This is a genomic window from Streptomyces niger, assembly GCF_000718305.1.
Classification (GTDB): domain Bacteria; phylum Actinomycetota; class Actinomycetes; order Streptomycetales; family Streptomycetaceae; genus Streptomyces; species Streptomyces niger.
Genome location: NZ_JOFQ01000005.1, coordinates 81,711 through 95,934, shown reverse-complemented (window position 1 = coordinate 95,934; position 14,224 = coordinate 81,711). Strand labels below are relative to the sequence as shown.

Here is a 14,224-nt window from a genome sequence, read left to right as displayed (position 1 = left end):
CATGGCCGCGCCCGCTTCCCACTGGTCCCGCAGGGGCTTCCTCGCGGCGGGCGGCGCAGGCGCGGCCGCCCTCGCGCTGCCCGCGCCGGACGCCGTCGCCGCCGGTTCCGGCCGGGCGGCCCCCGCCGCCGACGAGTTCGCCGCCCTGCGGCAGCGCTGGGCCGACCTCCAGCTGGGCACCGGCTACGACCCGGCCGCCGAGCCGTACGCCACCCGGCTGCGGGAGACCGGCGACCTCGCCCGGCGGTTCCGTACGGCCATGGCGCCGGCCGCCGCCTCGCTCTGGTCGGACGCTCCGTTCGACCCGCCGGCCGGCATCACCCGCAGCTACGGCCGGCTGAACACCATGGCGCAGGCGTACGCCCAACCCGGTACGGGCCTCACCGGGGACGCCGGCCTCCTCGCCGACGTGCTCAAGGGCCTCGATCATCTCGACGCGAAGGTCTACAACGCGGCCACCACCCGGTACGGCAACTGGTGGGAGTGGCAGATCGGCAGCCCGCGGCTGCTCCTGGACACGATGACGATCGTCGACGAGAAGCTGAGCGACGCGCAGCGCGACCGGTACCTCGCCGCGGTCGACCACTTCGTGCCGGACTCGATGCTCGGCGACTACACCGGCACCAGCACCGGCGCCAACCGCGTCGACCTGTGCCGGGTCGTCGCGGTGCGCGGCGTCCTCGGCCGCTCGGCGGCCAAGCTGGCGCTGGCCCGGGACGCGCTCTCGCCGGTCTTTCCGTACGTGACGAAGGGCGACGGGCTGTACGCCGACGGGTCCTTCGTCCAGCACACCTGGGTCGCCTACTCCGGTACCTACGGCTTCGTGCTGCTGGACGGGCTCGGCCGGCTGTTCACGCTGCTGCGCGGCAGCAGTTGGGAGGTGACCGACCCGAAGCGGCAGATCATCTTCGACAGCGTCGAGAACGCCTACGCGCCGCTGCTGCACAACGGCCTGATGATGGACAGCGTCAACGGGCGTGCCATCAGCCGCGGTCACCTCGCCGACGACGACCGGAAGGTGCTGCGCAGCGACCACTTCCACGGGCACGCGCTGCTGGCCGCGGTGACGGTGCTGGCGCAGGGTGCCTCGGCCGCCGAGCGGGACCGCTGGCACGCCATGGTCAAGGGCTGGATCGAGCGGGACAGCACGCTGGACGTGCTGACCGACCGGCAGTTCGGGGTCGCCGACGCCGCGCGGCTGGCCGCCGTCGCCGCCGGGCCGGCCCCCGCGGCGCCCGAACCGGTCGCACACAAGCTCTTCCCCGCCATGGACCGCGCCGTGCACCGCACCGCCGGCTTCGCCGCGAACATCTCCATGGCCTCGCAGCGGATCACGTACTACGAGAACGGGAACGGCGAGAATCCGCGGGGCTGGCACACCGGGGCCGGGATGCTCTACTGGTGGGGCGCGGACTTCGGGGGCGGCCAGTACACCGACTCCTTCTGGCCGACGGTGGACCCATACCGGCTGCCGGGGACGACCGTCTCCACCAAGAAGCTCGCCGACAACGAGGGCGGCGGCTGGGGCGAGCCGAAGCCCGCCGCGACCTGGGTGGGCGGCACCACGGACGGCGAGTTCGCGGCCGTGGGCCAGGACGTCCGCGGGCTGTCCTCGACGCTGCGGGCCAAGAAGTCCTGGTTCTGCCTGGCCGACGCGGTGGTGTGCCTGGGCGCGGGGATCACGGGTCAGGACGGCGTGCCCGTCGAAACGGTCGTCGACAACCGCAACCTGGGCGCCTCGGGGAGCCCGGTCCTCACCGTCGACGGTGTCCGGCAGCCCGCCGCGACCGGCTGGTCCGGCGCCTTCCCACGGGCCCGCTGGGCGCACCTGGAGGGGCACGGCGGCTACGTCTTCCCCGGCGGCGCGGGGCTGCGGGCGCTGCGCGAGGCCCGTACCGGCGCGTGGCGGGACATCAACACCGGCTCCTCGGCGGATCCGGTCACCCGTCGCTACCTCACGCTCTGGCAGGACCACGGCACCGATCCGGCGGACGCGTCGTACGCCTACGTCCTGATGCCGGGTGCCGGGCAGCGGGCCCTCGCGGCGCGCGCCGCCGACCGGCACTGGCTGCGGGTGCTCGCCAACAGCGGCGGGGCGCAGGCGGTGGAGGTGCGCGCGCTGGGGGTGACGGCGGCGAACTTCTGGCGGGCCGGCACGGCGGGCCCGCTGACGGCCTCGGCGCCGGTCTCCGTGCTGGTGCGCGGGCGCGGCCGGACGGCGACGCTGTGCGTGGCGGAGCCGCCGCGCACGGGGGAGCCGGTGGAGCTCGTCTGGGACCGGCGGGTGCGCGGCGTGGTGAGCGCCGGGCCGGGCGTCACGGTCCTGGAGACCGGCCGGCGGCTGCGCCTGCGGGTGGCACCGGGGACGGTCTGCGCCACCTTCCGCTGTACGGTCACCACAGGCTGACCCGGCCGCCGGGCGGCGCGGGCCGGGCCCCGCCGCCCGGCGGCGGCACGGGGTCGGTGGCCGGCGGCGGTACGGGCCGGTGGCCGGGAAGCGAGGTCAACCGGCGGACCGCCACAAGACAACACCGGTGTCTTTTGTGGGCCCCACACAGTGCCCGGAGAGTGGTCCTTTGCGTCCGGGCCCGGCCCGCGCCCCGCGTACAGCGTGGTTCTGTTCTGCCTGCCCACCAAATCGCGCTCGACGTTGTACGAAACCGACATCGGTTCAAGAGCAGGTGTCCGCGTACCGTCGACGTATGACCACTGTCGAAGATGCGCCCGCCGAGGCGAACGACGCCCGCGGGCGCGTCGCCGAGCTGCACGCGATCCGTGAGCAGGCCCGGCGAGGCCCGAGTGAGCGCGCCACCGAGGCCCAGCGCGCCAAGGGCAAGCTCACCGCCCGCGAGCGGATCGACCTCCTGCTGGACGAGGACTCCTTCAACGAGGTGGAGCCGCTGCGCCGGCACCGGGCGACCGGCTTCGGCCTGGAGAACAAGAAGCCCTACACCGACGGTGTGATCACCGGCTGGGGCACCGTGCACGGCCGTACCGTCTTCGTGTACGCGCACGACTTCCGGATCTTCGGCGGCGCGCTGGGCGAGGCCCACGCCACCAAGATCCACAAGATCATGGACATGGCCATCCAGGCCGGTGCGCCGCTGGTGTCGCTGAACGACGGTGCCGGCGCCCGTATCCAGGAGGGCGTCTCGGCGCTCGCCGGCTACGGCGGCATCTTCCAGCGCAACACCAAGGCCTCGGGTGTCATCCCGCAGATCTCGGTGATGCTCGGCCCGTGCGCGGGCGGCGCGGCCTATAGCCCCGCCCTGACCGACTTCGTCTTCATGGTCCGGGAAACCTCGCAGATGTTCATCACCGGCCCGGACGTGGTCCGCGCGGTGACCGGCGAGGAGATCACCCAGAACGGGCTGGGCGGCGCCGACGTGCACGCCGAGACCTCGGGCGTGTGCCACTTCGCGTACGACGACGAGCAGACCTGCCTGGAAGAGGTGCGGTACCTGCTCTCGCTGCTGCCGTCGAACAACCGGGAGAACCCGCCGTCGGTCCCGTGCGACGACCCGGCGGACCGCTCGGGCGACGCCCTGCTGGACCTGGTGCCGGCCGACGGCAACCGCCCGTACGACATGCGCAAGGTCATCGAGGAGCTCGTCGACGACGGCGAGTTCCTGGAGGTCCACGAGCGCTGGGCGACCAACATCATCTGCGCGCTGTCCCGCATGGACGGCGAGGCGGTCGGCATCATCGCCAACCAGCCGCAGTCGCTGGCGGGCGTGCTGGACATCGAGGCGTCGGAGAAGGCCGCCCGCTTCGTCCAGATGTGCGATGCTTTCAACATCCCGATCCTCACGCTGCTGGACGTCCCCGGCTTCCTCCCGGGCGTCGACCAGGAGCACGGCGGGATCATCCGGCACGGCGCGAAGCTGCTGTACGCGTACTGCAACGCCACCGTGCCGCGGATCTCGGTCGTGCTGCGCAAGGCCTACGGCGGTGCCTACATCGTCATGGACTCCCAGTCCATCGGCGCCGACCTGACCTACGCCTGGCCGACCAACGAGATCGCCGTGATGGGCGCCGAGGGCGCCGCCAACGTGATCTTCCGCAAGCAGATCGCCGAGGCGGACGACCCGGAGGCCATGCGGGCGCGCATGGTCAAGGAGTACAAGTCCGAGCTGATGCACCCGTACTACGCGGCCGAGCGCGGCCTGGTCGACGACGTGATCGACCCCGCCGAGACCCGCCAGGTGCTGATCCGCTCGCTGGCCATGCTCCGGTCCAAGCACGCGGACCTGCCGGCCCGCAAGCACGGCAACCCGCCGCAGTAACCCCGGCCGCCACCGGCCCACCACACCCGCAGCAACCCTGCGACCTTGGAGACGACGAAAGTGAACCCTGCCGATATCTCCGACCGTTCCCTGGTCCGCGTCGAGAAGGGCGAGGCCAGCGAGGAGGAGCTCGCCGCGCTGACCGCGGTGCTGCTCGCCCGCGCCGCGCACCGGCCGGCCGACATCCCCGCGCAGCCGTACGCCACGGCCGCCCGCTGGCGCCGCCTGGAGCGGCAGCGCGGCTTCCACGGCGCGCGCAGCTGGCAGCGGTGAGCAGCGGGAAACCCGCAGCGACGCACGGAAGGGCCCCGCACACCTCGGTGTGCGGGGCCCCTTTTTGCGGCTAAACCGCCGCCGCTTTCGCGGACCCGGTTGCTCGCCGTCCGGGTTCCTCAATTGATGGCCGGTGCCCTTCGGGCAGCTTCAGGTACAGCGTGAGCAGCGAGGAGACGACGTACAGCGCGGCGAAGATGATGACGACGCCGGCCGGGCCGACCGGGGTGAGGAAGAGGCTGACGATCGCCGGGCCGACGAAGGCCGCGCCGCCCGCGCCCAGGTTCAGCAGCGCCATCGCGCCGCCCTTGTTCTCCGGGGCCAGCGCCGGGATGAGCGCGGAGATCGGCACGAAGCCGGCCAGCGTGATGCCGTAGAGCATGCCGCAGACGATCGCGACGGGGTAGTTGCTGCCGACGGCCTGCGGGACGAAGTACAGCGTCAGGGTCGTGACCGCACAGCCGATGCCGCCGAAGGAGGCGATCGTCTTCCGCCAGCCGATCTTGTCGCCGATGACGCCGAAGATCAGGTTGAAGACGACGTTCGTGCCGTAGATCACGGCGAGCAGGGTCAGCCAGCGGCCCTCGCCGAAGTGCAGTTCCTTGGCGAAGAACGTGGGCAGGAACACCAGGAAGCCGAACTCCGGCGCGGTGTTGATGATGCGCACCACGCAGCCCACCGCGACCCGGGGGTGCGTCCAGGCGATCGAGAGGCTGGAGATCAGCGACTGCACCGGCTTGACCTCGGGCGGTGCCAGCCGGGCGAAGCCGGTGCGCTCCTTCACGCCGAACATGCAGAAGGCGCCGCCGAGCGCGATGATGCCGAGCGCCACCCACAGGGTGCCGAACTGGCCGAAGACCGGGTTGGTGGCGCCGGCGACCAGCGAGCCGAGCGTGGGCAGGCCGCCGGTGAAGGCCATGTAGAACCAGCCGACCGCGGACCCCATCCGGGCCATGGGCGCCGTCGCCGTGATCCACACCAGGAATCCGAAGGCGAAGAGCGGGTAGCCGAAGCCGCGCAGCCCGTAGAAGACCAGCATCAGCGGGTAGTTCTCGGGGCCGAGCGCGAAGACGAGGAAGAGGATGTCGAAGACGATCCAGATGGCCAGCCCCAGCTGCATCACCCGGCGCGGCCCCCACAGGTCCGAGAGCGCGCCGGAGAGCCAGGAGGCGAGCATGACCGTGACGCCGTAGGCGGTGATGACGTACGAGGCGTGCACCTCGGTACCGGCACCGTGGTCCGCCATGTACGGCGCGATGAAGCCCGACTCGACGCCGTCGCCGACCATGAAGAGCAGCACACCGAGGTAGCCGTAGACCAGCGCCTTGGGGATGCCGAGGCGGTCGGGCAGTGAGAGCGCCGAGGGTGGAGCCATGTCACGCCTCCGTGGGAGCGAGGGTGGTGAGGGTGGGACATCAGCAGCATGAATCCTGTGAACTTCACATGCAAGATGTGATCCTCGGTTTTCTGGGGCGTGATTCTCACAGCACCGAGCGTGATTCACGCGGTGAGGGGTGACGAATCTGTGATGCGGGTGTTAAATCCAACAGGGACGGAACAAAGGAGTGTGCCCTGATGACCACGACGCCCGACGGCCTCGGACACCACGCCGCGACCTTCCGCGAGGACTGGCTGGAAGGACTGGCCGACGCCTACGCGCGCACGCTCCGGCGGGTCCCCGACACCTTCGGCGTGGTCGGCCGCCACGCCCCGCGCCCCGGCAAGGTCGCCCTCGTCATCGGCGGCGGCTCCGGCCACTACCCGGCCTTCGCCGGCCTCGTCGGGCCCGGCCTCGCGGACGCCGCGGCGGTCGGCGACGTCTTCGCCAGCCCCAGCGCCGAGCAGATCTACCGCACCGCCAAGGCCGCCGACGGCGGCGCCGGCGTGCTGATGTCCTACGGGAACTACGCGGGCGACGTGATGCACTTCGGCTTGGCGGCCCGCCGGCTCGCCGCCGAGGGCGTGCCCGTACGTACCGTCCTGGTCACCGACGACGTGGCCAGCGGCCCGCCGCCGGTCGAGGGCCAGGAGATCGACCCCTCGCGCGACCGGCGCGGCGTGGCCGGCGACTTCTTCGTCTTCAAGGTGGCGGGCGCGGCCGCCGAGCGCGGCGACGACCTGGACGGCGTGGCCCGGGTGGCGGCCCGCGCCAACGCGATGACCCGCACCTTCGGCGCCGCCTTCTCGGGCTGTACGCTGCCCGGCGCCACCGAGCCGCTGTTCACCGTCGACAAGGGCACCACCGAGCTGGGCATGGGCATCCACGGCGAGCCCGGCCTGCGCACCACCCGCGGCCTCACCGCGAGCGAGCTCGCCGACGAGCTGGTGGACAACCTCCTCCCGGAGCTGCCGCCGCTGCCCGAGGGCGCGGGCGGCCGGGTCGCCGTGCTGCTGAACGGCCTCGGCCGGACCAAGTACGAGGAGATGTTCGTCGTCTTCCGGCAGGTCAACCGGCGCCTCAAGGACGCGGGGCTGACGCCGTTCCGGCCGGAGGTCGGCGAGTTCGTCACCTCCTTCGACATGGCAGGCGTCTCACTGTCGGTGATGGTCCTCGACGAGGAACTGGCCGCGCTGTACGACGCGCCCTGCGACACCCCGGCCTTCCGCAGCGTGCCGGGGCCGCGCGCGGCCGACGCCGACGTACGGGAGAGCCCCGCGCCCGCCGCGCCCGCGGCACCGGCCGAGGCGTCGTCCGCCGACCTGCCCGCGACCGCGGCGCTCCAGGCCGCGCTGGACCTGGTCGCCGCGAACGAGGACGAGCTGGGCCGGCTCGACGGGGTCGCCGGCGACGGCGACCACGGCATCGGGATCGTCCGCGGACTGCGCGCCGCGGTGGCCGCCGCGCGCGACGGCGAGCCGGGGCCGGCCGGTGACCCGCGCTCCGCCGGCCGGGCGCTGCTCGCCGCCGGCCTGGCCCTCGCGGACGCCTCCGGGGGCGCGTCGGGTGCGCTGTACGGCGCGCTGCTGGCCGAGACCGGCGCCGTCCTCGTACGGGCCCCGGAGGGCGCCGCCTGCACGACGGCGCTGCTCGCGGAGGCGGTGGCGGCGGCGCAGCGGGCCGTGTCGGAGCTCGGCGGCGCCGCGGTGGGGGAGAAGACCATGCTCGACGCCCTGGACCCGTTCCGGGCCGAGTTGGCGGCGCGCGGCGGGGAGGACGTGGGTGCCGCATGGCGTGCCGCGGCGGAAGCGGCCACGAAGGCCGCGGTGGCGACGGCGGATCTGATGCCGGCCCGGGGGCGCGCGGCCCGTATGGGCGACATGGGATATGGCCACGCGGACGCGGGTGCCACCTCGCTGGCGTTGATCGTCACCGCCGTGGGCAGCACGCTCCGCTGACGGCCGCGGCGCCGCGGTGGCTGGTCGCGCCCACGCGGCGGAGCTGCATGTCGACACGCTCCCGCGCCCCTGACGGCGCGCGAAGGGCCCCGCACACCACGGTGTGCGGGGCCCTTCGCGTACGGACGGTCAGCGGAGGCGGGCCATGAGGGCGTGCTCCACGAGGGTGATGAGCGCGCTCTTGGCCTCGCTGCGGTGCCGTGCGTCCGTCGTGATGATCGGTGCGTCCGGGCCGATCTGCAGGGCCTCACGGACCTCGTCGGGGGTGTACGGCTGGTGTCCGTCGAAGCCGTTGAGGGCGATGACGAACGGCAGGCCGCTGTTCTCGAAGTAGTCGACGGCCGGGAAACAGTCCGCCAGGCGGCGGGTGTCCACCAGCACCACGGCGCCGATCGCGCCGCGGACGAGGTCGTCCCACATGAACCAGAAACGGTCCTGACCCGGCGTACCGAAGAGGTACAGGATCAGGTCCTGGTCCAGGGTGATACGGCCGAAGTCCATGGCCACCGTCGTGGTGGTCTTGTCCGGCGCGTGCGTCAGGTCGTCGATCCCCGCCGAAGCGGAGGTCATCACGGCTTCGGTACGCAGCGGATTGATCTCGGAGACGGCCCCGACGAAGGTCGTCTTGCCCACGCCGAAGCCGCCCGCCACCACGATCTTCGCGGAGGTGGTGGAGCGGGCTGCACCGCTAGAGCTTGCGAAGTCCACTGAGCACCCTTTCGAGCAGTGTCACATCTGGCTGTCCGCCGGCGGACTCGTCACCGCCGGGCTGATGGATGGCGACGAGTCCGGCCTCCGCCAGGTCGGCGACGAGGATCCGGGCGACGCCGAGGGGGATGGAGAGGAGCGCGGAGATCTCGGCGACCGACTTGATCTCGCGGCACAGATGGCAGATGCGCTGATGCTCCGGCAGCTGGCCCTGCAGCTGAGCCTGGCCGGCCGTGGTGTGCACCAGTGCCTCGATGGCGAGCTGGTAGCGCGGCCGGGTGCGGCCCCCGGTCATGGCGTACGGGCGGACCAGCGGGTTCTGCGCCCCGCCGGTCGGTGCCGACGGCTCGGGACGCCGGTGCGGCTGGACCGGTTCTATACGGGGAACCCGGGGCCCCTCGTCACCGTGGCCGTACGGCGACGGAGAGGGGCTGCCGTACGTCGTGTCGTAGGGCTGCGGCGCGGGTGGCTGCGGCTGCCGGCGACTCGGCGCGGAAGGGAAGTTGAAGCGGTTGTACCCAGTCTCGCCCTGCGACTCGGGATGGTGCCCAAAATCGTACGGGTATCCGCCAGGGGGCGTTGCCACGTCTCCTCCTCCAACTTGCCGATCCGACGCCGGTCGCGCCACCGCACCCTATGGCGCGGTGGCGAGAAACGCACTGCCTGTCTGTCAGTTGAGAAGACTGCCCTGCAGTTCGGCGCGCAGGTCGGGCGTGAGAACGCTGCCCGCGCGGTCGACCAGCAGAGCCATCTCGTAACCGACGAGGCCGATGTCGCACTCGGGGTGCGCCAGTACGGCCAGCGACGATCCGTCCGAGACGGACATGATGAAGAGGAAGCCACGCTCCATCTCCACCACTGTCTGATTGACGCTCCCGCCTTCGAAGATGCGGGAGGCACCCGAGGTCAGCGAGGTGAGCCCGGAGGCCACCGCCGCCAACTGGTCGGCTCTGTCCCGAGGGAAACCCTCGGACATGGCGAGGAGGAGACCGTCTGCGGAGACCACGACCGTGTGGGACACACCGGGGGTGTTGTCCACGAAGTTGGTGATCAACCAGTTCAGGTTCTGCGCCGCCTGGCTCATCGGGCTCACACTAACGCTCCTGATCGTAGGTGCTGCCGGGGCCGAAGCCCTGTTGGTCATTCTTGGGTGCCTCCATACCGGCACTGCGTCCCTGCTGGATGCCGCGGCGCAGGTTGCTCAGCCTGCCCCGGACGTCCTCGGGCGCACGGGAGACCTGAGGGCCGCCCTGCAGGGTCTGCTCCGCCGTGCCCTCGACCAAGTTGGCCTTGGGCACGCGCCGGGGGAGACCGGAGGGAGTGATCCCGCCCGCCTTCGGCTCGCGAAGCTGCTCCGCCCGCTGCCAGCGCTCGTCGTTGGCGGTGCGCCAACCAAAGCTGTCCTCCGACGTGCTCCGCTGCTGCGGGGGCGACGCCGACTCCTCGGGCTGTTGCCACTCCTGCTGGCCTTGCGCCTTGTCGCCTCCGCGGCGCGGAAGGCCGGCGTCGGTCAGCGAGTGGGTTTCGCTCGGGGTGGGACCCGGACGATCGAATGCTACGCGTTCCTGGGGCTGTGCGGGAGCGTCCGGGCCATTGTGGTCCGATTCCGCTTGGCCGCCGAAGTACCCCTGGAACGAAGCGGGTTCGCTCCAGGCGGGACGCTGCCGGTCCTGCGCCGGGTACTGCGGCTGCTCACCGGTGGCCTCGGAAGGCCGCTGGTCAAACAGGTTGCGGCCGTCGAAGGACGGGTCGCCGTAGGTGCCGCCGGCAGGCTGGTCGTAGCCCTGCCCGGCGAAGTCCTGGGGGGCGTACGGCTGCTGCTGGAAGCCGTCGTACGCGCCGTCCGAGCCCTCCGCTTCGCCGTGCCGGGGGAGTCCGCCGAAGTCCTGCGCCGGGTTCTGCGCCGGCTCCTGGCCCTGCTGCCCACCGCGCTGCTCCGCGCCGGCCTGGGCCTCCAGCGCCGCGCGGCGCTCCTCACGGAGCAGCGAGCGGCCCACGGGGTCCAGGTCCCGCGCCTCGCTCGACGGCCGGTAGTGGTCGTCGAAGCCGAGCTCGGCGGCGGTACGGATGTCGGGCTGCCGGTCGAACGGCTGCGGGTGCTCCGGCATGATCCGGGAGACCGTGAAGTCGTCCTCGAACTGGTCCTCGCCGCCACCGCCGTGGGTGATCGCCTCCGGCAGCATGACCAGCGAGGTGGTGCCGGCCGTCTCCCCGGAGGGGCGCAGCTGGACGCGGATGCCGTGCCGGTCCGCCAGCCGGCCGACCACGAAGAGCCCCATGCGCTGGGAGATCGCGATGTCGACGGTCGGCGGGTTGGCCAGCTTGTGGTTGATGTCCGCGAAGTCCTCGGGGGTGAGCCCGATGCCCTTGTCGTGGATCTCGATCATCACGCGGCCGTCCGGGAGACGGGTCGCGGTGACCCGCACCTTGGTCTGCGGGGAGGAGAACGTGGTGGCGTTCTCCAGCAGCTCCGACAGCAGGTGCACGAGGTCGGTCACGGCCTGGCCGTGGATCTCGCTCTCCGGGACGCCCTGGAGCTCGATGCGCTCGTAGGACTCCACCTCGGAGGTGGCCGCCCGCAACACGTCGACCAGCGGGACCGGCTGGGTCCAGCGGCGGCCGGGCTCCTCGCCCGCGAGGATGAGGAGGTTCTCGCCGTTGCGCCGCATACGGGTGGCGAGGTGGTCCAGGCGGAAGAGGCTCTCCAGCTGGTCCGGGTCCGCCTCGTTGTTCTCCAGGTCGGTGATGAGCGTCAGCTGCCGCTCGATCAGGCCCTGGTTGCGGCGCGAGAGGTTGGTGAAGATCGCGTTGACGTTGCCCCGAAGCAGCGCCTGCTCGGCGGCGAGACGCACGGCCTCGCGGTGGACCTGGTCGAACGCCCTCGCGACCTCGCCGATTTCGTCGGTGGTGTTGATCGGGATCGGCTTGATCCGGGTGTCGACCCGGCCCGGGTCCGTACGGGAGAGCTGGTCGACCAGCATCGGCAGCCGCTGCTCCGCGACGCCGAAGGCGGCGGTGCGCAGCTCCTGCATGTTGCGGGTCATCGAGCGGGCCATCATGCCGGCGATGAGGAAGGCGATGATCAGCGCGCCCAGCGCGACGCCGGAGTCCACGAAGGTGGTCTGCTGCGCGTCCGAGGAGATCTGCGCGGCCTCGGCCACCGCCTTGTCGGCGAGGTCCTTCTCGATGCCGCGGTACATGTCGAACTTGCCGGTGGCGGCCGCGTACCAGGTCTTCGGGGTGATGCCCTGGGCCGCGAGCAGCTGCGGCGAGGCGCCGGAGGAGATCGCCTGGACCATCTGGTCCATGGTCGGCGGGGCACGGAAGGTGCGGCCTGCCGCGGCGGCCTGCCGCTTGGCCTGCGCCGCCTGCTCCTGCGCCTTCTTCTTGAGGGCCGCGGAGTCCTTCTTCAGGCGCTCCATGTCCTCCGGGGTGCCGCCCGAGGTGTACTCGCCGAGGGCGATGCCCTCCAGGTACGCGTACGAGGCGAAGGCGGTGAGCTGCTTCTTGTGCTCCTTGGCACCGGCCGCCGGGTGCACCAGCAGGTGGGTGCCGATGGAGCGCTGGAGCGACATGGCGGCCTTGGACAACGAGATCGCGTAGACCGTACGGCCGTAGGAGGTGATGTTGCCGGTGCCCAGACCCAGCTCGTTGGAGAACTCCATCAGCGGGTGCTGGACCTCGGTGTAGCCCTCCTCGGTCTGCACGCCGGTCAGCTGCGAGGTGTAGGCCGCCTTGCGGAGCACCTGGAGCTTGGGCTCGACCTTCTCGAAGACCGCGAGGCGGCGCTGCAGGCCCGGCTTGTCGGGCATGTTCTTGACCGCGGCGTGGAAGTCGGCGGCGGCCGCGTCGGTGTCGGCGCGCGCGTCGTCGACGGCCGGGTCGTTCTGCTTGCCCTGGAGGAGCGGCGCCGCGGTGCGGTCCCGCTCGTCGACGAGGGCCTGGCCGTAGGTGGCGGCCGCCTGGACCAGCTTCGCGGTGTTCTCGGCGTCCTGTGCCTCGTTCCACGTGCCGACCGAGGCGTTCACCCGCAGCCCGGCGAAGATCAGCGCCAGGATCACGGGGAGCAGCAGGATGGCGTTCAGCCGGGTCGCCACGCGCCAGTTGCGCGGGGAGAGCCGGTTGCCGCTCACCGGCTGGGCGGTCAGCGGACTTTCAGGCGCGTCGGTAGGCGACGCCGTATGACGCGGCGGCGGTGTGAAGTTGCCCCGCTGCGCCGCCTGCTGCGGCGCGGGGCCCGACTTGCTTCGCCTCACTCGACCAACAACCTCTCGGCGCCGGCACGTATCTCGCTGTGCCGTTTCGTTCTGGGCGTTACCTACTCCGGAGTTCAGCGAATTCCAGCACGTCAGGGCCGCGCGTTCCAAACAGTGCGCACAAGATGAGCAAGGCCGGTGGGGCGCCAGATAAAAGGGGCGTTAAGGGCGAGGCGCGGCAAAAGCCGGGGAGAAAGTGAACACAGCGAAGCCGCTTGTGCGCATCCGGTGTCCAGGTGCTGGGATTTCTCTGTCGAAACGTTATGAACGCCGGGGCCCGGCGTGTCCAAGGACACAACCGACCCCGGCGCAACTGACCAAGCCGACGCGCTACTTGAGTCGCGCCATCAGAGCGTGCTCGACGAGCGTGATGAGGGCGGCCTTGGCCTCGCTGCGGTGCCGCGCGTCGGTGGTGATGATCGGCGTGTCGGGGCCGATCTGCAGCGCCTCCCGGACCTCGTCCGGGGTGTACGGCTGCGCTCCGTCGAAGCCGTTCAGCGCGATGACGAAGGGCAGCCCGCTGTTCTCGAAGTAGTCGACCGCGGGAAAGCAGTCGGCGAGGCGGCGGGTGTCGACCAGCACCACGGCACCGATCGCACCGCGGACCAGATCGTCCCACATGAACCAGAAACGGTCCTGGCCGGGCGTGCCGAAGAGATAAAGAATCAAATCCTGATCGAGGGTGATACGCCCGAAATCCATGGCGACGGTGGTCGTCGTCTTGTCCTGGACGTGACTGAGGTCGTCGATGCCCGCCGAAGCGGAGGTCATCACGGCCTCGGTACGCAGCGGATTGATTTCGGAAACCGCCCCGACAAAGGTGGTTTTGCCCACGCCGAAACCGCCCGCCACCACGATCTTCGCGGACGTGGTCGAACGGGACTCGGCCTCAGAGCTTGCGAAGTCCACTGAGCACCCTCTCCAGCAAGGTCACATCGGGCGTGCCGCCGGCCTCACCGCTGCCACCGGGCTGGTGGATGGCCACCATGCCGGCCTCGGCCAGGTCGGCGACCAGGATCCTGGCCACCCCCAGCGGTATGTGGAGCAGCGCGGAAACCTCCGCCACCGACTTCACCTCGGCACACAGATGGCAGATGCGCTGGTGCTCCGGCAGCAGTCCGGGCAGCTGGGAGGGATCGGCCGTGGTGCTGACCAGCGCCTCGATGGCGAGCTGGTAGCGCGGCCGGGTCCGGCCTCCGGTCATCGCGTAGGGGCGGACCAGCGGCTGGTCGCCCCCGTCGGCGTACGGCTGGCTGGTATGGCCGTACGGGCCGGGCGAAGCGGGTGGCGGGGTCATGGGTCCTCCGGGCTGGACAACTGGCTGTCGTCGGGTCGGGCCGGTGGGGGGAGCTGCGGCACGTGGAA

11 protein-coding genes are annotated in these 14,224 nt (G+C 71.5%); 4 read left to right on the top strand and 7 right to left on the bottom strand.

The window, feature by feature from the left end; translation table 11 throughout:
* The first annotated feature begins 1 nt into the window (after position 1).
* The 3 genes from IF20_RS11390 to IF20_RS11380 all read left to right on the top strand — a co-directional run bounded on the left by IF20_RS11390 (position 2) and on the right by IF20_RS11380 (position 4,559).
* Positions 2-2,407, top strand: coding sequence for a polysaccharide lyase 8 family protein (locus IF20_RS11390; protein ID WP_052864984.1), 2,406 nt, complete (start codon positions 2-4; stop codon positions 2,405-2,407).
* 295 nt (positions 2,408-2,702) lie between these two features.
* Positions 2,703-4,286, top strand: coding sequence for an acyl-CoA carboxylase subunit beta (locus IF20_RS11385; RefSeq protein WP_052864983.1), 1,584 nt, complete (start codon positions 2,703-2,705; stop codon positions 4,284-4,286).
* A gap of 45 nt (positions 4,287-4,331) precedes the next feature.
* Positions 4,332-4,559, top strand: coding sequence for an acyl-CoA carboxylase epsilon subunit (locus IF20_RS11380; protein WP_234426607.1), 228 nt, complete (start codon positions 4,332-4,334; stop codon positions 4,557-4,559).
* Between the two features lie 70 nt (positions 4,560-4,629).
* Here IF20_RS11380 and IF20_RS11375 read toward each other — a convergent pair whose 3' ends face one another.
* A complete protein-coding gene (locus tag IF20_RS11375) occupies positions 4,630-5,934 on the bottom strand; it encodes an MFS transporter (protein ID WP_052864981.1) in 1,305 nt (434 codons plus the stop codon).
* Between the two features lie 200 nt (positions 5,935-6,134).
* Between IF20_RS11375 and IF20_RS11370 the strand changes: the two genes are divergently transcribed.
* The gene (locus IF20_RS11370) at positions 6,135-7,895 is read left to right on the top strand and encodes a dihydroxyacetone kinase family protein (protein WP_052864980.1); all 1,761 of its coding nucleotides are present in this window, start codon (positions 6,135-6,137) and stop codon (positions 7,893-7,895) included.
* A 129-nt stretch (positions 7,896-8,024) separates the two neighbouring features.
* On the opposite strand, the gene IF20_RS11365 is transcribed toward IF20_RS11370, so the two are convergent.
* The 6 genes from IF20_RS11365 to IF20_RS11340 form a co-directional block, all read right to left on the bottom strand.
* Positions 8,025-8,603, bottom strand: a complete 579-nt coding sequence (locus IF20_RS11365) for a GTP-binding protein (protein ID WP_073447656.1) — start codon at positions 8,601-8,603, stop codon at positions 8,025-8,027.
* Entirely contained in the window at positions 8,584-9,189 is a 606-nt protein-coding gene (locus tag IF20_RS37580; RefSeq protein WP_110944069.1) for a DUF742 domain-containing protein, read from the bottom strand. Before IF20_RS37580 ends, IF20_RS11365 begins: the two co-directional genes overlap by 20 nt.
* Before the next feature lie 84 nt (positions 9,190-9,273).
* Positions 9,274-9,687 (bottom strand): roadblock/LC7 domain-containing protein, encoded by a 414-nt coding sequence (locus IF20_RS11355; RefSeq protein WP_030257992.1) that lies wholly within the window; start codon positions 9,685-9,687, stop codon positions 9,274-9,276.
* Between the two features lie 10 nt (positions 9,688-9,697).
* Positions 9,698-12,859 (bottom strand): sensor histidine kinase, encoded by a 3,162-nt coding sequence (locus IF20_RS11350; protein WP_052864978.1) that lies wholly within the window; start codon positions 12,857-12,859, stop codon positions 9,698-9,700.
* A 330-nt stretch (positions 12,860-13,189) separates the two neighbouring features.
* Entirely contained in the window at positions 13,190-13,768 is a 579-nt protein-coding gene (locus tag IF20_RS11345; protein WP_030624341.1) for a GTP-binding protein, read from the bottom strand.
* Complete coding sequence (locus IF20_RS11340) at positions 13,749-14,156, bottom strand: DUF742 domain-containing protein (RefSeq protein ID WP_052864977.1); 408 nt, start codon at positions 14,154-14,156, stop codon at positions 13,749-13,751. The genes IF20_RS11345 and IF20_RS11340 overlap by 20 nt, the downstream gene beginning before the upstream one ends.
* Positions 14,157-14,224: the final 68 nt, after the last annotated feature.

Bases quoted from the DNA above. Each gene is read 5' to 3' on its own strand.
- IF20_RS11375 (WP_052864981.1), bottom strand. From the start codon at position 5,934: ATGGCTCCACCCTCGGCGCTCTCACTGCCCGACCGCCTCGGCATCCCC.
- IF20_RS11390 (WP_052864984.1), top strand. From the start codon at position 2: ATGGCCGCGCCCGCTTCCCACTGGTCCCGCAGGGGCTTCCTCGCGGCG.
- IF20_RS11370 (WP_052864980.1), top strand. From the start codon at position 6,135: ATGACCACGACGCCCGACGGCCTCGGACACCACGCCGCGACCTTCCGC.
- IF20_RS11340 (WP_052864977.1), bottom strand. From the start codon at position 14,156: ATGACCCCGCCACCCGCTTCGCCCGGCCCGTACGGCCATACCAGCCAG.
- IF20_RS11355 (WP_030257992.1), bottom strand. From the start codon at position 9,687: ATGAGCCAGGCGGCGCAGAACCTGAACTGGTTGATCACCAACTTCGTG.
- IF20_RS11385 (WP_052864983.1), top strand. From the start codon at position 2,703: ATGACCACTGTCGAAGATGCGCCCGCCGAGGCGAACGACGCCCGCGGG.